Raw genomic sequence first — 18,612 nt, 5'->3', positions numbered from 1 at the left:
CGTCACTCGCGCTCTTCCATCAGGTAGCCCATGCCGCGCACCGTGTGGATCAGTTTGACCGGGTACGGATCGTCGACCTTCGTGCGCAGGCGGCGGATGGCGACGTCGACGACGTTCGTGTCCGAATCGAAGTTCATGTCCCACACCTGCGACGAAATCAGCGAGCGTGACAGCACCTCGCCCTGGCGCCGCGCCAGCAGCACGAGCAGCGCGTGCTCCTTCGGCGTGAGGTCGATGCGCTTGCCGGCGCGCGTGACGCGGTGGCGGCGCAGGTCGATCTCGAGGTCGGCCACGGCCAGGATGTCGGGCTCGCGCGTGGGCGCGCGCCGCAGCAGCGTGCGCACGCGCGCCAGCAACTCGGCGAACGCGAACGGCTTCACGAGATAGTCGTCCGCGCCGAGCTCCAGGCCGCGCACGCGGTCGGCCACGTCGTCGCGCGCCGTCAGGTACAGCACCGGTGTTTCCTTGTGCTCGCGCAGCCTGGACAGCACCGTCCAGCCGTCCATCGCCGGCAGCATCACGTCGAGCACGACAAGGTCGTAGTCGTGCTCCAGCGCCAGGTGCAGGCCGTCCGGTCCGGTGCGCGCGAGGTCGGCGTTGAAGCCGGACTCGCGCAAGCCCTTGTGCAGGTAGTCGCCCGTCTTGGGCTCGTCTTCGACGATCAATATGCGCATGCGTCCTCCTGCGGACATTGTGCCGCATTTCCCGGCGCCGCTGGATGACAGGTGCACCATCGGACTGTCATCCAATTGTCATGTTGAAGTCACGCTCGCGTCAGCGGCCCTTTTGCACAATGCGTCCATCCCAACCACGAAGGAGAACCGCATGACCAAGCTGACCCGCACCCTCGCCCTGTCCATATTCGCCCTCGCCGCCGGCACGGCCGGCGCCATGCCGCGCCCGATGGATGCCGGCCGCGTCATCATGAGCGATACGGCCGACCGCGACGTCGCCATCGACACCTCGACCCGCTGGGTCAACGTCACCAACGGCCAGACGGTGCGCTTCGATGTCGGTGGCCAGCGCTTCACGTTCGTGTTCGACGCGTGGCCCAGCACGGATTCCGTGCCGCTGTCGGCCATCGCGCCGAAGGGCGTGACCGTGCCGGACGTGCGGGTCTACATCGCCCCCAACCCGCTGTACCAGGACTGATGCCATGAAAGCCCTCGCAGCCACATTGGCGCTGTGCGCCGCCACGGCCGCCAGCGCCCAGCACATGCACGGATCGCCGGCACCCGCATCGTTCGTCGCGTCCAGCGACAAGCCGTTCGCGGCGCTCATGAACGACGCGATGGCGATCATGGACCGCGACATGGCCGCCGCGCCGATGACCGGCGAGCCGGGCCACGACTTCGTCACGATGATGATGCCGCACCACCAGGGCGCCATCGACATGGCGAAGGCCGTCCTGCTGAATACGCGGGACCCGGAACTGCGCAACCTGGCGCTCGGCATCATCGCCGAGCAGCAGAACGAAATCAACGTGATGCGGGCGTGGCTGGCACGTCACCCCTCGCAGACAAGGAGTCAGCATGAACACCATTGAACGGCTCGCCATCGCCGCGGGCGCCCTCGCCGTCGCGCAGGCGGCAATGGCCCTCCCGGCAGCTTCGGACCGCGTGTACACGGCCGACCAGAACACGAACACCATCTCGGTCTTCGACCCGGCCGGCAACCGCCTGCTGGGCCAGATCGTGCTGGGCAACCAGCGTCCCGACGTGCTGTCGCCGCTGTACCGCGGCGAGATCAACGTGCACGGCCTCGGCTTCTCGCCCGACCACAAGACCCTGATCGCGGTCTCGAACGGTTCGAACTCCGTGACGTTCATCGACACCGCGACGAACAAGGTCAAGGGCAAGACCTATGTCGGCCGCTCGCCCCACGAAGGCTTCTTCACGGCCGACGGCAAGGAAGTGTGGGTGGCCGTGCGCGGCGAGGATTACATCTCCGTCATCGACCCGCACACGTTCAGGGAAACGCGCCGCATCCCGACGGCCGTCGGTCCCGGCATGGTGCAATTCCTGCCGGACGGGAAGCTCGCGTTCGCCGTCTCCAGCTTCACGCCCGAGGTCGACGTCATCGACGTGAAGGCCCACAAGGTCGTCAAGCGGATTCCCGTCGTCAGCCCGTTCTCGCCCTTCCTGCAGTTCACGCCGGACTATCGCGAGATGTGGATGACGCACAAGGACGTCGGCAAGGTCACGCGCATCGACACGCGCACGTTCCAGGTGACGGGCGTGATCGACACCGGCTTCATCACGAACCACCTCGCGTTCGCCCGCGTCGGCGGCAAGACGCTTGCGTACGTGACGGTGGGCGGCGAGAACGTCGTGAAGGTGTACACGACGGACAAGGACGCGACGCTCGTCGCCACGATCCCGACCGGCGCGCTGCCGCACGGGATCTGGACGTCGGACGACAGCAGCCGCGTCTACGTGGGCCTGGAAAACGGCGACGGGGTCGACGTCATCGACCCCGCCGTCAACAAGGTGGTCGCGCACATGCCCGGCGGGCAGGCGCCGCAGGCCCTCGTCTACCTGTCGCACGTGGCGGCGCCGGGCAGCGCGGACAACCTGAGTCCGAGGATCAACCAGGATGCCGTCAACATCCCGCTCGCGGCGCCCGACGGCGCGGCGGCACGCGGCTTCGTCGTCGCGCGCCAGCTGGGCGTCGTCGATGCGCTCGAGGTCAACGTGTTCAAGCTCAAGCCGGCGACGCAGTACAGCGTGGTCCTGGGCGGCCAGCCGGTCGGCACCGTGCGCACGGATGCGAAGGGCAATGCGAACGGCACGATGATCGGACCCGTGCGGTCCTTCACCCGGCCGGACGCGGCGCCCGCCGGCCAGGCCGCCGGGAAGATCCTGATCATGGAGGGGACGACAGCCCCCTCCCCGGCCGCGGCCGTGCTGGCGGGCTGACGCCGTCAGAACTTGTAGCGGGCACCCAGCATGTAGCGCGGACCGCCCGTCGTGACCGACAGGACCTGCATGTCGGTACGGCCGTGCTGGCGCTGGTGTTCGTCGGTCAGGTTGATCGCTTCCAGCGACAGGCTCAGGTTCTGGTTGACGTTGTACCCGATCGACAGGTCGACCTGCCCGTACGGCTCCACATAGCCCGGATTGGCGCGGTTGTTCTCCGCCACGGTCGACAGGAACCGCCCGCGCCAGTTGTACGCGAAGTTTCGCCTGGCAAATCACTTTTGTTAAAAGCGCAAACACTCACGCCGATTTCACACCGTGTTAAGCAAACAATCCGCAGCGGTGCGATCATTGCGTTCTCTGCATCCGACAACTCATAGAGGACCCATGACCACCTCCAGCTATCCCGACACCCGCCTCCTGATCGCCAACGAATGGGTCGACGCCACCGGCGGCAAGACGATCCCGGTCGTGAACCCGGCCACGGGCCAGGCGATCGGCACCGTCGCGCACGCGGCCATCGCCGACCTGGACCGCGCCCTCGCCGCCGCCCAGAAGGGCTTCGAAGCGTGGCGCTTCGTGCCCGCCGCCGAGCGCGCCGCCATCATGCGCCGCGCCGCCAGCCTGCTGCGCGAACGCGCCGGCGACATCGCCCGCCTACTGACCCAGGAACAGGGCAAGCCGCTTGCGGAAGCAAAAATGGAAGCGCTGGCCGGCGCCGAGATCATCGACTGGTTCGCGGCCGAGGGCATGCGCGTGTACGGGCGTATCGTGCCGGCCCGTAACCCGCAGGCGCAGCAACTCGTGCTGAAGGAACCGGTCGGCCCCGTCGCCGCCTTCACGCCGTGGAACTTCCCGATCAACCAGGTCGTGCGCAAGCTGGCCGCCGCGCTGGCCACCGGCTGCTCGTTCCTGTGCAAGGCGCCGGAAGAGACCCCGGCCTCCCCGGCCGCGCTGTTCCAGTGCTTCGTCGACGCGGGCGTACCGGCCGGCGTCGTGGGCCTCGTGTTCGGCGATCCGGCCGAGATCTCGGGCTATTTGATCCCGCACCCGGTCATCCGCAAGGTCACGTTCACGGGTTCCACCCCGGTCGGCAAGCAGCTCGCCGCGCTGGCCGGTGCGCACATGAAGCGCGTGACGATGGAACTGGGCGGCCATGCGCCGGTGATCGTCGCCGAAGACGCGGACGTGACCCTGGCCGTCAAGGCCGCCGGCGCCGCCAAGTTCCGCAACGCGGGCCAGGTCTGCATCTCCCCGACCCGCTTCCTCGTGCACAACGCGATCAAGGACGAGTTCACGCGCGCCTTCGTCGCGCATGCGGAAGGCCTGAAACTGGGCGACGGCCTGCTCGAGGGCACGACCCTCGGTCCCCTCGCCAATTCGCGCCGCGTGACGGCGATGGCGAAGATGGTCGAGGATGCGCAGGCCAAGGGCGCCATCGTCGCGACGGGCGGCAAGCGCGTGGGCGATGCGGGCAACTTCTTCGCGCCGACGATCCTCGCCGACGTGCCGCTGGAAGCGTCGATCTTCAACGACGAGCCGTTCGGCCCCGTCGCCGGCATTCGCGGCTTCGACAGCCTCGAAGATGCGATCGCGGAAGCGAACCGCCTGCCGTACGGCCTGGCCGGCTACGCGTTCACGCGCTCGATCAAGAACGCGCACCTGCTGATGAACCGCGTGGAAGTGGGCATGCTGTGGATTAACCAGCCGGCCACGCCGAGCGCCGAGCTGCCGTTCGGCGGCGTCAAGGATTCCGGCTACGGTTCCGAAGGCGGTCCGGAAGCGCTGGAAGCCTACCTCAACACGAAGGCCATCTCGATGGTGGGCGTCTAGGCGACGGCGACGCGGTTGCGGCCGGCGTGCTTGGCGCTGTAGAGCGCCGCGTCGGCCTGCGACAGCAACGTGCCGATGGGCGTGTCCGGGGCGTCCCGGCAGCCCAGGCCGATGCTGACGGTGGCGTGCAGGCGCACGCCGCCCTCCAGCACCGCGGGCTGCGCCGCGAACGCGTCGCAGATGCGCTGCGCGATCGCGCGCGCGTCCCCGGGCGCGCAGCCGGGCAGCAACACGGCGAACTCCTCGCCGCCCAGGCGCCCCAGCACGTCGCCCGCACGCAAGCATCCCGCCGCCACGCGCGCGAAATGGGCCAGCACGGCGTCGCCGGCCGCGTGGCCGTGGGTGTCGTTGACCTTCTTGAAAAAATCGATGTCCATCATCAGCACGGCGGCCGCCTGCACCGCGTCCGCGCGCGCCATGAAGCCGCCGCGGTTGAGCACCTGCGTCAGCGGATCGTGCGAGGCCGCATGCTGCAGCCGCGCCAGCAGCTCGTTGCGCGCCACCATCACGCTGGCGACGGCCAGCGGCGCCAGCGCCGTCAGCGTCACCCCGACGCGCAGCGACATGACGGCTTGCGGGGTATCGACCGCAGCGCCGATCGCGAGCATGCCGCTGGCGATCGCAAGCAGGGTCCACATCGAGAACAGCAAGGTGATGCCGGCCGTGGCGAACAGGCTGTACGTCAGCGCGCACCACAGCATCGCGGGAATCGGGAAGGAGATCACGCCCGGCCCGCCCAGCTGCGTCTCCAGCCACAGGCTGCCCGCGAACGCGGCCAGCGGCGCGAGATGGCCGATGCGCCAGGTGGACGCGTCGCCGCGGCGCCCGCGTCCGGCCAGCCGGCGCGCGAGGTCCGGCATCGTCAGCAGCACGGGCAGGATCGCGATGGTGTTGACGAGCTCCGTCGAAAACCAGAACAGGAAGCCGTAGGCGCGCGTGCCGCCGAACAGCGCCGGGTGGATCACGGTGCCGCCCACGCCGGCCGCCGCGGCGCCGCACAGCGCCACCAGCACGAAACGCAGCATCGAGCGCGGATGGCGCAGGCCGCGCATGTCGTCGCTCATCCGTTTCAGCAGCGCATAACACACCGACACGCCCATCAGGTTGGTCGTCGTGAGCATGACGGTCTTGGGCCAGCCGTGCCGCATGATCAGGTCGGCGACGATGTAGCCGGCGATGGCGGCCAGCCAGTGCGCCGCTGTCGGCGGATGGGCGCGCCGCAACAGCAGCCCGACGAGGACGGCGTTCGTGGGCCAGAACGCGGCCAGCACGCCCGGGGGCGCCGTGTAGATGCCGAAGATGGAACAGACGAAGACGAGCGCGCCGACGAGCAGCGCGTCTTTCAGGTCGAGGCCGGCAACCGGTCGATGGGGGGCATGGGAAAGTTGCACGGCTCGAAGGAATCGGTGGAACACGCTTCCGGCCAGATTAGCACAGTTCCGTACGGAAACAATCTGTTCTGACAAGAGGCGTGTTCACAACGCAACGCCGTCATCCCCGCGGAAGCGGGGATCCATACTGAACCAACCGAGGACACTCAGCATGGGTTCCCGCCTGCGCGGGAACGACGAGTTAACATGCTTACGGCTTGCCGACCACGATCCCCCGACCCGCCGTGCTCATGTAGACCACGCCGAACGTGTTCATGTCACCGACGACGAAATGGCCGTTGCCCGGACCGCCGTACTGGTGCGCATTGTCGTTGATGCGGGTCCAGCTCTGGCCCGCGTCGGTGGACCGGTACACGCCGGTCACGCCGCCGATGGTGCCCCAGATGAACACGGTCGGATACGACGCGCCCGCCGCGGCCTTGCCGAAGCCGACCGCGCCGCAATACGTGACGTTGGCGATATTGCTGAATTGCCAGCCCGAGCTGGTGGTCCGAGCGAGGCCGCCCCAGTTCAGCGGCACCCAGATATCGCCTTCGCGGCCCGGCGCGGCGCGGATCACGTCGCTGCCCCAGGTGGCCAGCGTGTTGAACTTCCAGAACGACGCGCCGCTGTCCGTGCTGATCATGAAGCTGCCGTCGGCCGGGTTGTACACGTAGAACTTGCTCGCATTGGCCGGATCGGCAACCGGGCGCGCGTTGTTGACGCTGAGGCCGCCCACCGTCGACCAGCTCGCCCCCATATTGGTGGAACGGTACATGGTCGACGAATTGGACGGGTTGTGCAGCAGGACCGTGCCGCTGGCCGACAGCGCCACCTGGCCGTACGTGCCGTTCATATTAGTCTGGTTCCAGTTCACGCCACCATTGGCCGACGTGTACATCTTGTTCCCGACCCGCACCGCCAGGCTCGTGTTGGCGTCGGCGACCGCCAGGCCGGTGGTCGTCCCCATCGTCGGGGAGAACTGCGGGTTCGTGTACGTGTCGACGTTGTAGTGCAGGAAGCCGTCGTAGTCGCCGATGGCGGACAGCACGGGGCCACCCGGGATGCTGTTGATATTCAGCGGCACCGTTTCTTCCAGACCCTTGACGGTGAACGTCCACGTGGTCGGCACGGCGTCGATATTCGCCGTTTTAAAGATACCGTTGCCCGAGGTCACCCACACGGCCTTGTTGTTGAACGGATCGAACACGGCCACGCCGGCCCAGTGGATCGCCTTGCCGTTGATCCAGGGCACGCCGCCATTGTCGCGGACGAAGCCGCGGTTGATCACGTCGGTCCAGCTGGCGCCGCCGTTGGTCGAGATGTACACGTGGTCGCCCCAGCTGTCGCCCTGCTGCATGTACTGGTTGATGGTCGAGGCGACCAGGCGCTGCGAATTGGACGGGTCCACGCTGATGCCGCTGAACGCCGCGTTGACGCCGGACGGGGTGACGTTGGTCCATGCGCCGTTCGAGATCGTGTAGCGCCAGATCTGGCCGCTGTTCATGGGTTCCGAGCCCGAGCCGTTGCCGTTCGGTCCGGCGCCGTTGGCATACGTGATGACCACGTTGCCGGCGCCGTCGAACGCGGCGCGCTGCGGCATCAGGCCGGACGGGCTGCCGGAGATGGCGCTGAACGACGCGCCCGCGTTATCGCTGCGGTACAGGTTCGCCCCCGCCGAGCCGTAGCGCGAGACGCCGACCAGCAGGCGCTGCGCCACGCCGCCCGACACGCTGGACGGATCGGCCAGGACGAGGCTGATGCCGTTGTCGTTGGGCGTCGTCGTCACGTTCAGCGCCGTCACCCTGGTCCAGCTCGCGCCATAGTTCGTGCTCTTGAACAGCCCGCTCTGGCGCGTGCCGGCATACAGCACATTGCTCGATCCCGGGTCGACGACGAGCCGCTCGCCGTTCTGGCGGCCCATGCCGTTGCCGTGCGCCTTGAACTGGCTCGTCACGTCGGCGACGGTGAACGTCCTACCGTAATCGGACGAGCGCAGCACCGCGGTCTTGCCGTTGTTGAAATAATTGATCCCGACGGTCATGTAGACATTGGCCGCGTTCTTCGGGTCGACCGCGAGCGCTTCGACGCCGAGGAAGCCGACCTGGTCTTCCGCCACCCAATCCAGCAGCGACACCCAGCGGCCGCTGGCATTGTCCCACCGGTACGCGCCGCCGACGTCGGTGCGCGCGTACACGACATTCGCTTCCGTCTTGCTGGGGATGACGGCCGACACGAACCCGCCGCCGCCGATGCCGACATTCCCCCACGAATACGCCATCGCCGGCTGCTGGACGGCCAACGCAGCCGCCGCGAGCAGTGTTGCATTGATCAACTTCATGTAATGCCTCCTAAGATTTGTTATGCATCTGAAGTAAGACAACGCCTGTTTCTGCACAGGCGTCGATTCCCGCACCGGCCTGTCTCCTCCAGGCCGAACCGCAAGAATCTTCGAAACATAGCCGACGGATTTGCGCGCACACGGTGATGTAACCGTGATTGGAATAAATTGTTCACGCACTTGGTCAGTTTCATAACGGCGTGGCGCCGCCGCGGGCCTCCAGCACCCGGTCGATGAGGCCATACTCGACACCCTCGGCGGCGGACATGTAACGGTCGCGGTCCGTGTCCTTCTCGATCCGCGCCAGCGTCTGCCCCGTGCGCTCCGCGAGCATCGTGTTCAGGCGGTGGCGCTGGTACAGCATCTCGCGCGCCTGGATGTCGATGTCGGCCGCCACGCCCTGCGATCCGCCGTGCGGCTGGTGGATCATGATGCGGGCATTCGGCAGCGCATACCGCTTGCCGCGCGCGCCCGCCGCCAGCAGGAACGAGCCCATGCTGGCGGCGAAGCCCGTGCACAGCGTCGACACGTCGGGCCGGATGAATTGCATCGTGTCGTACACCGCCATGCCCGCGTACACGGACCCGCCGGGCGAGTTGATGTACAGTGAGATGTCCTTGTCCGGATTGTCCGATTCGAGGAACAGCAGTTGCGCGACGATCAGGTTGGCCGACTGCTCCGTCACCTCGCCGACGAGGAAGATGACGCGTTCTTTCAGCAGGCAGGAATAGATGTCGAAGGCGCGTTCGCCGCGGCCGGTCTGTTCGATGACGGTGGGGAGGAAATTCATGGTGGTCCTTTCGATGGTGGAAGGTGCCCCATGACGCTTGCGGCCGGGCGCCGTGTGACGGCTTGGAAAATAATTCGCCCGCGTGTCACATCCGGACCGCGCCGGGCGTCAAGCGGTACCACCATCCAGCGAAGGAGATGCACGATGCCATGCGCCGCTACCAACCTGTTCGAACAACTGCGCCCGCGCCTGGTCGCGCTCAGCCTGCGCATCGTCGGCAGCGCGGCGGACGCCGAGGACGTCGTGCAGGATTGCTTCCTGAAATGGCAGGCCGCAGACCGGGACGCGCTGGCGACGCCCGCGGCCTGGTTGACGACCGTCGTGCAGCACCAGTCGATCGACCGCCTGCGCCGGCGCGCGCGCGAGGTACAAGCCGCGCACGCCGCCATGGAACTCGTGCCCGCCGCGCCGCCTGCCCTGCCCGACGAGGCGCTGCTGCGGCGCGCGGACGTGGGCGACGCGCTGGCCCGGATGTTCGCCCGGCTGACGCCATCGGAGCGGCTGGCGCTGGTCCTGTTCGACGTGTTCGAATGCGGCCACGCCGACATCGCGGCCGCGCTCGGTACGACACCCGCGAACGCGCGCCAACACCTGTCGCGCGCGCGGCGCCGCCTGCGCGCGCCGGATGGCGACACGCCGCCGGACGAAAAACTGTGCCGCGAGCTCATCCGCCGCTTCCATGCCGCGCTCGACGGCCTCGACGTGCCGGCGATGATCACCCTGCTCACCGAGACACAGCCGATGGCAGTGCGCGCGCAGGCGTGCGCCAACGATGCCGCGTACGGTTTCCTGATGGCGGCATAGGGACGGCGGCGACGCTATAATGGACTCATCCATTGCTGACGCGTCCCCCCATGCATTACGCCCTCGCGCCGCGCACGCTCTTCTTCAGTCACTACTTCTACACCGGCCTGCGCATCGCCACGGGCGTCGTCGGCCTGACGTTCCTGACCTACGCCGTCGCCGACCTGCCGACCGCGATGGCGGTGGCGATGGGCGCGCTGTGCACCAGCCTGATGGACCTGCCCAGCCCGCTGCGCCACAAGTTCAACGAGATGCTGGCCGGCGTGCTCACCTGCTCGGTGGTGGCGCTGCTCGTCAGCCTGAGTTCTCCCGTGCCATGGCTGTTGCGTACCGTCATCGTCCTCGTTTCCTTCCTCGCCAGCATGATGACCGTGTACGGCCGCAAGGCGATGCCCCTGCAGTTCGTGGCCCTGTTCGTGATGATGCTGTCGAGCGACGCCGCCGCCACGCCCGTGCAGGCGCTGCACCACGGCGCCCTGTTCTTCGCCGGCGGGGCCGGCTACATGGCGTATGCGATGATCGTCGTCTGGCGGCTGCGGCGCCGCCTCAAGCAGCAGGTGCTGGCCGAGGCGCTGTACGAACTGGCGGCCTACACCGGCATCAAGGCCGGCTGCTACGACATGGCCAATCCGCTGCCCGCGCAAATGGAAAAGCTCGTGCGCCAGCAAAGCACGCTGGCCGAGCGCCAGCAGGCGTCGCGCGACCTGGTCCTGCGCGGCAAGCCCAGGGAGGACGAGGCCGTCCTCGTGCGGGTGCATTATGCGATGTTCGACCTGTACGAACTCGTGCTGTCGACGCACACCGATTACGCGCTGCTGCGCCAGCATTTCGCCGCCGGCCCGGTGCTGCCGCTGCTCGGCGCCCTGATCGGCAAGGCGGCGCGCGACATCGAATCGGTGGCGTACGCCATGACGCGCAACCGGCCGTCGCGCGCCGCGATCGACTACCGCGACGAGCTGGCCGCGCTCGATGCCGCACTGCGCGCCCTGCCCCCGGCCGACAGCGCGGAAGTCAATGCGCAGGCCGTGCTGCGCGCCACGTCCAACAAGATCCGCGACATGATCGCGATGATCGCCGGCCTGCACGCCGCCAGCGCGACGACCGGCGGCACCCTGCCGACGGCGGGCAGCGACCTGACGCCGTTCCTCACCCAGCAACGCTACAACCTCGGCACCCTCGTCGCCAACCTGCGCTGGACGTCGCCGACGTTCCGGTTTTCGCTGCGGGTGGCGATGGCGATCTCGGTGGGCCTGCTGTCGTCCGAATGGCTGCCATACCAGTCGCACGGATACTGGACGGCGCTGACGATCGCCGTGATCCTCAAGCCGACCTTCAGCATGACGCGCCAGCGCCGCGCCGACCGCCTGATCGGCACCCTGATCGGCTGCGTGCTCACGGCCGTGATCCTCCGGTTCGTCCATTCTCCGGCCGCATTGATCGGCTTCCTGTTCGTCGCGACCGCCGCCGGGCCGACGTTCCTGTCCATCAAATACCGCTACACGGCAATCGCCGCCAGCGTGCAGGCCCTGCTGCTGATCGGGCTCACGGTGCCGCACTTCGCGGGCGCGATCGAGCAGCGCCTGCTGGACACGCTGCTCGGCACCCTGATCGCGTCGTTCTTCAGCTACGTGCTGCCGAACTGGGAACACCAGCACCTGCCGGAGCTGGTGGACGCGGTGACCGACGCCAACCGCGGCTACATCGACGCCGCCGCCGACCTGCTGCTCGGACGCGCGGTCGACGACGCCCGCTACCGGATCCAGCGCAAGCGCTTCATGGACGCCCTCGCGAACCTCAGCGCGGCGCTGGGCCGCATGCTCGACGAACCGCAGTCCCAGCAGCGCGCGCCCGCCGAGCTGAACCGCTTTACGGTGCAGAATTACCTGCTGATGTCGCACATGGCCGCGCTGCGCCTGCTGCTGCAGCGCTACGCGGACAACCTGCCGCGCGCGGAGGTCGAGGCCACGCTCGAGCACGCGTTCGCCCGGCTGCGCAGCACGCTCGGGGCGGCCGCGCAGGCGGAACCGGCGGCGCACGACGGCACGGTCCGGATCGCGGCCTGGCCCGGCTGGGCGCCGCTGCAGCGCCGCCTGCGCCTGCTGCAGCAGGATGCGGCGCAGGTGGCGCTGTGCCATGGCCCGATCGACGCCGCGCTGGGCCGGAACGCCGGCCAGCTTGCCGTCCCGCGCCGCCGCCATCCGTAATGGTTCCCCACGCGCCCGCACGGAACTAATCTCCCGCGGTTCAACTCTGTCGTTCATGGTCCTCGAGCGGAAACGCGATCATGAACACCTCCAAGCCACTCTCTGGTAAACGCATCGCGGTGCTTGCCGCCGACGGGTTCGAGCAGGCGGAGCTCAAGACCCCGGTCGCGGCCCTCGCCGACGACGGCGCCGACGTGACGGTCATCTCGCTGCGGCGCGGGCGGATCCGCGGCATGCACATGCACCAGCCCGGCGACCTCGTGCGGGTCGACCGCACCATCGACGACGCCCAGGCCGCCGACTACGACGGCCTGCTGGTCCCGGGCGGCTACATCAGCCCCGACATCCTGCGCCAGTCCGCCGCGGCGCGCGCCCTCCTCCGGCAGTTCGACGCGGCGGGAAAGCCCGTCGCCCTGATGTCGCAGGCGGCGTTGATCCTCGTGTCGGCCGGGCTCGCGCCGCGGCGCACGCTGACGTCGTGGCCCGGCATCCGCGACGACGTCGTCAACGCGGGCGCGACGTGGCTGAACCAGGACGTCGTGCGCGATGCCCACGTGCTGTCCTGCCGCGCCACGCAGGACCTGGGCGCGTTCGTGCAGGCCCTCGCGCCGTTCTTCGCGGGCGAACCGGCCGCGCAACACCTGCCGGACATCCAGTCGGACCCGGCGCAGGACAAGCCGCTGGAACAACCGAACCAGTCGCTGCGCTGGCTGGCGGCGCCGTCGTTCGGAGCGATGCTCAGCCTGGCGCTGCTGGGGGTGGGCGTCGTGGCGGCCCAGCGCGCCCGCCACCGGCCGGCGGCCGCCGGGGCGGCACCGGACACGTCCGCCGGCGACACGCCCCGCCTCGCGCACGACCCGGCCGGCCGCGGATGACGGTGCGCCGCCGCGGGACTACGGGATCGTTTCCGCCGCGAGTGCGGCGTCGAATTCTTCCGCCGGCATCGGTTTGCCGAAGAAATAGCCCTGGAAGCGGTGGCATCCGATCTCGCGCAGCATGTCGCGTTGTGCCGCCGTTTCCACGCCTTCGGCGATGATCGACAGGCCGAGCGCGCGCGCCAGTGCGACGACGCTGCGCGCGATCGATGCGTCGTTCGGGTCGACCAGGATGTCCCGCACGAACGAGCGGTCGATCTTCAGCTGCTCGAGCGGCAGGCGCTTCAGGTACGCCAGCGACGAATAGCCGGTGCCGAAGTCGTCCAGCGAAAAACGCACGCCATGGCGCTGCAACTGTTCCATCTTCGAGATCGTTTCCTCCACGCGCTCGATGACCATCGACTCCGTCACCTCGAGCTTGAGATGCGTTGGCCTGGCACCGGTGGCGGCAATGGCGTCCAGCGTATCGCGCACGAAGTTGTCTTCCATCAGTTGCCTGATGCTGATGTTGACGGCCATCGTCAGGTGCGCGCTGCGCGGGCACGCGGCCCAGCGCGCGAGCTGCTCGCAGGCGGCGCGCATGACCCATGCACCGATAGGCAGGATCAGTTCGGCGTGCTCGGCGACGCCGATGAACTCGCCCGGCCCCACGAGCCCGCGTTCGGGATGGCGCCAGCGCAGCAGGGCCTCCGCGCCCATCAAGTGCCCGTCCTCGACCTGGGGCTGGTAGTACAGCACGAACTGGCCGGCATCGAGCGCGCGGCGCAGTTCGGCGATGAGCCGGGTCCGGGCCGTGATGGCGTGCTGCATCCACGGTTCGAAGAAGCGCACCGTGTTGCGGCCGTCTTCCTTGGCCCGGTACATCGCCAGGTCGCCGCGCCGCATGAGGCTGTCGAGATCCTCGTCATGGTGGGCGCAGAGGGTGACGCCGATACTGCAGCTGGCATGATGCGGCATGCCGTCGATCTCGTACGGCGCGCTCACGGCCGCCAGCACCTTTTCCGCCAGGACTTCGGCATGCAGCCGCGCTTCGTCCTCGTCGACGCCGATGGCATCCAGCATGACGACGAACTCGTCGCCGCCGAGGCGTGCCACCGTATCGCTGGCGCGCACGCAGGCGACGATGCGCTGCGCCACCTGCAGCAGCAAGTGGTCGCCGGCGACGTGGCCGCGCGTATCGTTGAGATCCTTGAAGTTGTCGAGGTCGAGGAACAGCAAGGCGCCCAGCTGCGGTTCGTTGCGCGCGATGCCGAGGCAGGACTGGATCCGTTCGAACAGGAGCCTGCGGTTCGGCAGGCCGGTCAGTTCGTCGTAGTACGCCAGGCGCAGATTGCGCTCCTGCACCTGCTTGAGTTCGGTGAGGTCCGACACCGTGCACACATGGTTGACGATGGTCGCCCGCTCGTCCAGCACGGTGCTGACGGAGAGCAGCGCCGGATACAGGCTGCCGTCGCGGCGCCGTCCGTAGGCGTTGCCCTGCCACTTGTGCTGGGTCCCGACGCCTTCCCAGAACGCGTCGTCCAGCGCACCGCCGTCCTGCGCGAGCTGGAACGGCAAGGCCGTCGCCGCCGCCAGTTCCGCGGGCGTGTAGCCGCTCATCGCGCAGAAGGCGGCGTTGGCGTCGATCACCGCCCGGTCGGGGCCAAGCACCAGCATGCCCTCGGAAGACTGGAACACCGTCGCCGCGATGCGCGTGGACTCTTCCAACTGCTTCCTGGACGTGATGTCGCTCGAGATGCCGCACAGCGAACGCGCAGCGCCGTCCTCGAGGACGAGTGTCATCTTGGTCGATAGGTAGGTACGGTGGTCGCCGCGCAGCGCGATGGACTCTTCGAACTGCTGCGGGTGCGCGTCCGCCACCGCCTGCCGGTCGTGTGCGCGCAACACCGGGGCGAGTTCCGGTCCGAAGAGTTCGTAGTCGTCCCGGCCGAGAATGCCGGCTGGCGGCCGTCCCAGCATCCTGCACATCGCGCCGTTGGCATAGGTATAGCGGAAGTCCGCATCCTTGATGTAGACGAGCGAATCCATGCTGTCCAGGATGACCGCCAGCTTGTCCTCGGCCCGCCGCAATTCGCGTGCCCGTTGCGCCGCCTGGCGCCGGAACCGGAGGGCGGCGACGGACGCGGCCAGCACGATCGCGGCCGCGGCGCCGAGCAGCCAGGCCGTGCGCGCGTCACCCTTCTGCGCCGCCTGCAGTTGCCAGCGCTTCAGGATGGCGAAATACACCGACTCGGGATCCGCCTGCCACGTCCGCAGATGCCGGTCGATGGCCGCCGGCACCGCGTCCGGCAGGCCGGGACGATTGGCGTAGTACAGGCGCGACGGCTGGAACACGATGGGGGTATCGCGCAGGCCGAAGCGCGGTGCCTGCCGGTCGCCGTAGAAATTGCTGGCCGCGGCAAGGTCGGCCTGCCCGGCGGCCACGAGCCGGAACGCCTGCTCGAACGACGTCGTGGCGATGAAGTGCGGCGTCAACCCGTACGCCTTCAGCAGCGACGCGAGGAACTGGGCCTGCACCGACCCGTCCAGCACCGCCACGCGCTTGCCCTGCAAATCGAGGATGGACGCGATCTTCACGTCCTTGCCGCGGTAAAGCTGCGACCAGCTGAGCAAGGCGGGAACCTGGTGGAATCCGACGAGCCGGGCCCGTTCCTCGGTGTACGCGACGTCGGGCAGCAGATCGATGTCGCCGCGCTCGAGGCGGGCCAGGCAGTCGGTCCAGGTACACGGTACGAACCGCAGTTCCCACCCTTCGGCGTCGGCCATCCGGTCGAGCAGGTCGATCAGGATGCCCGCGGGGCGCCCGTCGTTGTCGACGAACAGTTTGGGGGCGTTGTCGTACACGCCGACACGCAGCGTTGCCGCCGGGGCTGCCCACGCCTGGAAGCCGAGCACGCCCGATAGCATCAAGCCCAGAAACAGGCGCCCGATGGGATGGCTGGATATCGGGCGGCGGTGCCGGCTGAGCATGCTCAACAGCGTCATGGAGAAACTGGTTCAGGGAGATGGGTGCATATTAACAAATGTCGGATTGCGGAAGCAAAATTTCAACCTACGGGTGCTCGCGCACGAGATTGAACTGCCGGGCCTGGCGCTTGTAGTCGGCGACGGCCTGGTGGATGTAGCGGGTCAGCGCGTCGCCCGTCAGCGCGAGCGGATACAGGCCGATCTGCGCGCGCATCTGCGCGAATTCGGGCGCGGACTCGATGCGGTCGAAGGCTTGCACCCAGCGGCGGTAATCCGCGTCGGGCACGTCCGGCCCCATCAGGATGCCGCGGATCAGCGGCCACACGATATCGTAGCCCTGCTCGCGCGCCGTGGGCACGCCCGCCATCGCGCCCGTCAGGCGTTTATCGGACAGCACGGCCAGCACGCGCACCTTGCCCGACGCCGTATAGAGGGCGGTTTCCGACACGTCGCTCGACACGACCTGCACGTAGCCGGCCTGCATCGCGACGAATTCCTCGCCGCCCCCTTCCAGCGCGACGAAGCGCAGCTGGCGCGGGTCGAGACCGGCCTGGCGGGCCAGCAGCGCCATCTTCATCCAGTCCTGGCTGCCGATCGTGCCCGACATGCCGATCACGATCTTCTCGGGGTCGCGCCGCAGCGCGTCCACCAGGTCGCGCAGCGAACGGTACGGCGAATCGGCCGGCACGGCGATCACGCCGTAGTCGACGCCGAGCGCCGCCACCCAGCGCACGTCGTCCGGACTGGCCTTGCCGAACTTGCCCTGCGCGAGGTTCAGCAGCGAGCCGCCGGAAAACGCGACGAGCGTATCCGGCTCGGCGCGCCGCTGCGACACCATCGTGTGCCACGCCACGGCGCCGATCCCGCCCGGCAGATAGCTCAGTTTCAGCTTCGGAACGCCGGGCTTGGCTTGCAGCGCCTTCTGGGCCAGCTTGCAGGTCAAGTCCATCGCCCCGCCCGGCTTGGACGGGACGACGCATTCCGCGGCCGAAGGTTGAGCGACAGCGGGGAGCGCGGCCAGCAGCGGCAGGCACAACAGGAAGGAACGCAGGGACTTCATGACGCTCATGATACTCGCGTTGGCGTCCGCTTCAGTGCAGTTGCGACATTGCCAACAAGGTCAGCGTGACCGTGATCGCGCCGCCGATGCGCGTCGCGATCTGGGCGAACGGCATCAGCTGCATGCGCTCGGCCGCCGTCAGGATCGCGACGTCGCCCGTGCCGCCCTGGCCGCTGTGGCAGGCGTTGATGATCGCGGTCTCGATCGGGTACATGTTCATGCGGCGGCCGACGAAGAAGCCGGTGGCGATCAGGCTGGCGACGGTCGAGACGATGACCGTCAGGTTGACCACGTTGAAGGCGGAGACGAGCTTGTCCCACGGCGTCATGGACGCGCCGATCGCGAACAGCAGCGGGTACGTGACGGCCGTCGAAAAGAATTTGTAGACGATATAGGAACTCTGCTGCAGCTGCGGCGACACGAGACGCGACAGCTTGAACATCACGGCCACGAACAGCATCGCGACGGGGGCCGGGAAATCGAACAGGCGGAAGCACATCATGCCGACCATGTACAGCGAGATCGAGGTGATGCCCGCGGCGGCGATGTTGGCGATGTCGAACTGGCCCGGCAGGCTTTCCGCCTGCGGCGCGATGGCTTCCTCGCCCGCCTGCAGGCGGCCCTGGCCGGTCAGGTGCGGACGCTTCTTGCCCAGCGAATTCAGCATGCCGGACAGCAGGATCGCCGTCAGGCTGCCCAGCATCACGGGCGGCAGGACTTCGGCGAAGATATGGCCCTGCTCCTGGCCCAGGATGCCCGCGTAGCCGATCGACAACGGGATCGCGCCCTCGCCCACGCCGCCCGCCATGATCGGTGCGACGAGGTAGAAGAACGTGTGGTACGGGCCCAGGCCCAGCAGCGTGCCGACCGCGGTGCCGACGGCGCCCGCCACGACGGACCCGATGGCCAGCGGCACGAAGATCTTCAGGAAGCCCTTGATCAGGACGTTACGGTCCATGCTCAGGATGCTGCCGACGATGATCGACGAGATGAACAGGTACAGGAAGTTGGTGGACTTGGTGAAGTCGACGACGTTCTTCAGCACGGGCGCCGGCAGCAGCTTGCTGAAGGCGAGATACGACGGGATGAACGTCGCGAAGATGGCGGCGGCGCCGATATTGCGGAAGTACGGCAGGCGCTTGCCCAGCTCGGCGCAGGAAAAGCCGCCGACGGTGAGGATGGCGATCGACACGCAGATATCGTTCGGCACCTTGCCGGTCGCGACGAAGCCGCCGATCAGCGCCAGCAGCAGCACGTAGACCGGCAGCGGCACGATGCCGATGCGGGTACGCGCAATCTTGAGGCAGAGCCGGGGGATGGATGAGCCGGCCGCCTGCTGTTCTGCGTTCGCCGGAGTGTAGGTTGTCGTGTTCATGTGTGCTCCTCGTTCTTGTCCAGGCAAGATATCGGAACCGTTGATACGGCCGATCAGCCTGGTGAATGGAGCCCA

At 68.0% G+C, this 18,612-nt stretch carries 15 protein-coding genes; 7 read left to right on the top strand and 8 right to left on the bottom strand.

The window, feature by feature from the left end:
* Positions 1–2: 2 nt before the first annotated feature.
* Complete coding sequence (locus tag QPK29_RS10915) at positions 3–674, bottom strand: heavy metal response regulator transcription factor (protein ID WP_056135848.1); 672 nt, start codon at positions 672–674, stop codon at positions 3–5.
* A 151-nt stretch (positions 675–825) separates the two neighbouring features.
* Here QPK29_RS10915 and QPK29_RS10910 point away from each other — a divergent pair, with 151 nt between their 5' ends.
* The 3 genes from QPK29_RS10910 to QPK29_RS10900 all read left to right on the top strand — a co-directional run bounded on the left by QPK29_RS10910 (position 826) and on the right by QPK29_RS10900 (position 2,918).
* Positions 826–1,152, top strand: coding sequence for a CzcE family metal-binding protein (locus QPK29_RS10910; RefSeq protein WP_371768267.1), 327 nt, complete (start codon positions 826–828; stop codon positions 1,150–1,152).
* Positions 1,153–1,216: 64 nt separating this feature from the next.
* Complete coding sequence (locus tag QPK29_RS10905; protein ID WP_371768434.1) at positions 1,217–1,546, top strand: DUF305 domain-containing protein; 330 nt, start codon at positions 1,217–1,219, stop codon at positions 1,544–1,546.
* A complete protein-coding gene (locus QPK29_RS10900) occupies positions 1,533–2,918 on the top strand; it encodes a YncE family protein (RefSeq protein ID WP_371768266.1) in 1,386 nt (461 codons plus the stop codon). The genes QPK29_RS10905 and QPK29_RS10900 overlap by 14 nt, the downstream gene beginning before the upstream one ends.
* Before the next feature lie 5 nt (positions 2,919–2,923).
* On the opposite strand, the gene QPK29_RS10895 is transcribed toward QPK29_RS10900, so the two are convergent.
* Positions 2,924–3,142, bottom strand: coding sequence for a hypothetical protein (locus tag QPK29_RS10895; RefSeq protein ID WP_371768265.1), 219 nt, complete (start codon positions 3,140–3,142; stop codon positions 2,924–2,926).
* A 163-nt stretch (positions 3,143–3,305) separates the two neighbouring features.
* Here QPK29_RS10895 and QPK29_RS10890 point away from each other — a divergent pair, with 163 nt between their 5' ends.
* Positions 3,306–4,751: an NAD-dependent succinate-semialdehyde dehydrogenase gene (locus QPK29_RS10890; protein ID WP_160407469.1), complete on the top strand. Its 1,446-nt coding sequence runs from the start codon at positions 3,306–3,308 to the stop codon at positions 4,749–4,751.
* Here the strand turns inward: QPK29_RS10890 and QPK29_RS10885 are convergent.
* The 3 genes from QPK29_RS10885 to clpP form a co-directional block, all read right to left on the bottom strand.
* Positions 4,748–6,142, bottom strand: a complete 1,395-nt coding sequence (locus tag QPK29_RS10885) for a GGDEF domain-containing protein (protein WP_371768264.1) — start codon at positions 6,140–6,142, stop codon at positions 4,748–4,750. The genes QPK29_RS10890 and QPK29_RS10885 overlap by 4 nt on opposite strands.
* A gap of 190 nt (positions 6,143–6,332) precedes the next feature.
* Positions 6,333–8,462 carry an exo-alpha-sialidase gene (locus tag QPK29_RS10880; RefSeq protein ID WP_371768263.1) on the bottom strand — a complete coding sequence of 710 codons (2,130 nt, stop codon included), beginning with the start codon at positions 8,460–8,462 and terminating at the stop codon, positions 6,333–6,335.
* A gap of 190 nt (positions 8,463–8,652) precedes the next feature.
* On the bottom strand, positions 8,653–9,252 hold the full coding sequence (gene clpP, locus QPK29_RS10875) for an ATP-dependent Clp endopeptidase proteolytic subunit ClpP (RefSeq protein WP_371768262.1): 600 nt from the start codon (positions 9,250–9,252) through the stop codon (positions 8,653–8,655).
* A 144-nt stretch (positions 9,253–9,396) separates the two neighbouring features.
* On the opposite strand from clpP, the gene QPK29_RS10870 reads away from it, so the two are divergent.
* From QPK29_RS10870 to QPK29_RS10860, 3 genes are all read left to right on the top strand, one after another.
* Positions 9,397–10,056, top strand: coding sequence for a sigma-70 family RNA polymerase sigma factor (locus tag QPK29_RS10870; RefSeq protein WP_371768261.1), 660 nt, complete (start codon positions 9,397–9,399; stop codon positions 10,054–10,056).
* A gap of 50 nt (positions 10,057–10,106) precedes the next feature.
* Positions 10,107–12,260, top strand: a complete 2,154-nt coding sequence (locus QPK29_RS10865; protein WP_371768260.1) for an FUSC family protein — start codon at positions 10,107–10,109, stop codon at positions 12,258–12,260.
* Between the two features lie 80 nt (positions 12,261–12,340).
* Positions 12,341–13,135: a DJ-1/PfpI family protein gene (locus QPK29_RS10860; protein WP_371768259.1), complete on the top strand. Its 795-nt coding sequence runs from the start codon at positions 12,341–12,343 to the stop codon at positions 13,133–13,135.
* 18 nt (positions 13,136–13,153) lie between these two features.
* Here the strand turns inward: QPK29_RS10860 and QPK29_RS10855 are convergent, their stop codons facing one another.
* The 3 genes from QPK29_RS10855 to QPK29_RS10845 all read right to left on the bottom strand — a co-directional run bounded on the left by QPK29_RS10855 (position 13,154) and on the right by QPK29_RS10845 (position 18,537).
* Entirely contained in the window at positions 13,154–16,120 is a 2,967-nt protein-coding gene (locus QPK29_RS10855; protein ID WP_371768258.1) for an EAL domain-containing protein, read from the bottom strand.
* Positions 16,121–16,187: 67 nt separating this feature from the next.
* The gene (locus QPK29_RS10850) at positions 16,188–17,162 is read right to left on the bottom strand and encodes a tripartite tricarboxylate transporter substrate binding protein (protein WP_371768433.1); all 975 of its coding nucleotides are present in this window, start codon (positions 17,160–17,162) and stop codon (positions 16,188–16,190) included.
* 31 nt (positions 17,163–17,193) lie between these two features.
* The gene (locus tag QPK29_RS10845) at positions 17,194–18,537 is read right to left on the bottom strand and encodes a 2-hydroxycarboxylate transporter family protein (protein ID WP_371768257.1); all 1,344 of its coding nucleotides are present in this window, start codon (positions 18,535–18,537) and stop codon (positions 17,194–17,196) included.
* Between the last annotated feature and the right edge of the window lie 75 nt (positions 18,538–18,612).

The organism is Massilia orientalis, assembly GCF_030411975.2.
GTDB classification, from domain to species: Bacteria; Pseudomonadota; Gammaproteobacteria; order Burkholderiales; family Burkholderiaceae_D; genus Telluria; species Telluria orientalis.
This window is presented reverse-complemented; position numbering and strand designations above follow the sequence as displayed.

Excerpts from the sequence above, each read along its gene's own strand:
- QPK29_RS10915 (WP_056135848.1), bottom strand. The coding sequence starts at position 674 with ATGCGCATATTGATCGTCGAAGACGAGCCCAAGACGGGCGACTACCTG.
- QPK29_RS10910 (WP_371768267.1), top strand. The coding sequence starts at position 826 with ATGACCAAGCTGACCCGCACCCTCGCCCTGTCCATATTCGCCCTCGCC.
- QPK29_RS10905 (WP_371768434.1), top strand. The coding sequence starts at position 1,217 with ATGCACGGATCGCCGGCACCCGCATCGTTCGTCGCGTCCAGCGACAAG.
- QPK29_RS10900 (WP_371768266.1), top strand. The coding sequence starts at position 1,533 with ATGAACACCATTGAACGGCTCGCCATCGCCGCGGGCGCCCTCGCCGTC.
- QPK29_RS10890 (WP_160407469.1), top strand. The coding sequence starts at position 3,306 with ATGACCACCTCCAGCTATCCCGACACCCGCCTCCTGATCGCCAACGAA.
- QPK29_RS10880 (WP_371768263.1), bottom strand. The coding sequence starts at position 8,462 with ATGAAGTTGATCAATGCAACACTGCTCGCGGCGGCTGCGTTGGCCGTC.
- clpP (WP_371768262.1), bottom strand. The coding sequence starts at position 9,252 with ATGAATTTCCTCCCCACCGTCATCGAACAGACCGGCCGCGGCGAACGC.
- QPK29_RS10870 (WP_371768261.1), top strand. The coding sequence starts at position 9,397 with ATGCCATGCGCCGCTACCAACCTGTTCGAACAACTGCGCCCGCGCCTG.
- QPK29_RS10865 (WP_371768260.1), top strand. The coding sequence starts at position 10,107 with ATGCATTACGCCCTCGCGCCGCGCACGCTCTTCTTCAGTCACTACTTC.
- QPK29_RS10860 (WP_371768259.1), top strand. The coding sequence starts at position 12,341 with ATGAACACCTCCAAGCCACTCTCTGGTAAACGCATCGCGGTGCTTGCC.
- QPK29_RS10855 (WP_371768258.1), bottom strand. The coding sequence starts at position 16,120 with ATGACGCTGTTGAGCATGCTCAGCCGGCACCGCCGCCCGATATCCAGC.
- QPK29_RS10850 (WP_371768433.1), bottom strand. The coding sequence starts at position 17,162 with ATGAAGTCCCTGCGTTCCTTCCTGTTGTGCCTGCCGCTGCTGGCCGCG.
- QPK29_RS10845 (WP_371768257.1), bottom strand. The coding sequence starts at position 18,537 with ATGAACACGACAACCTACACTCCGGCGAACGCAGAACAGCAGGCGGCC.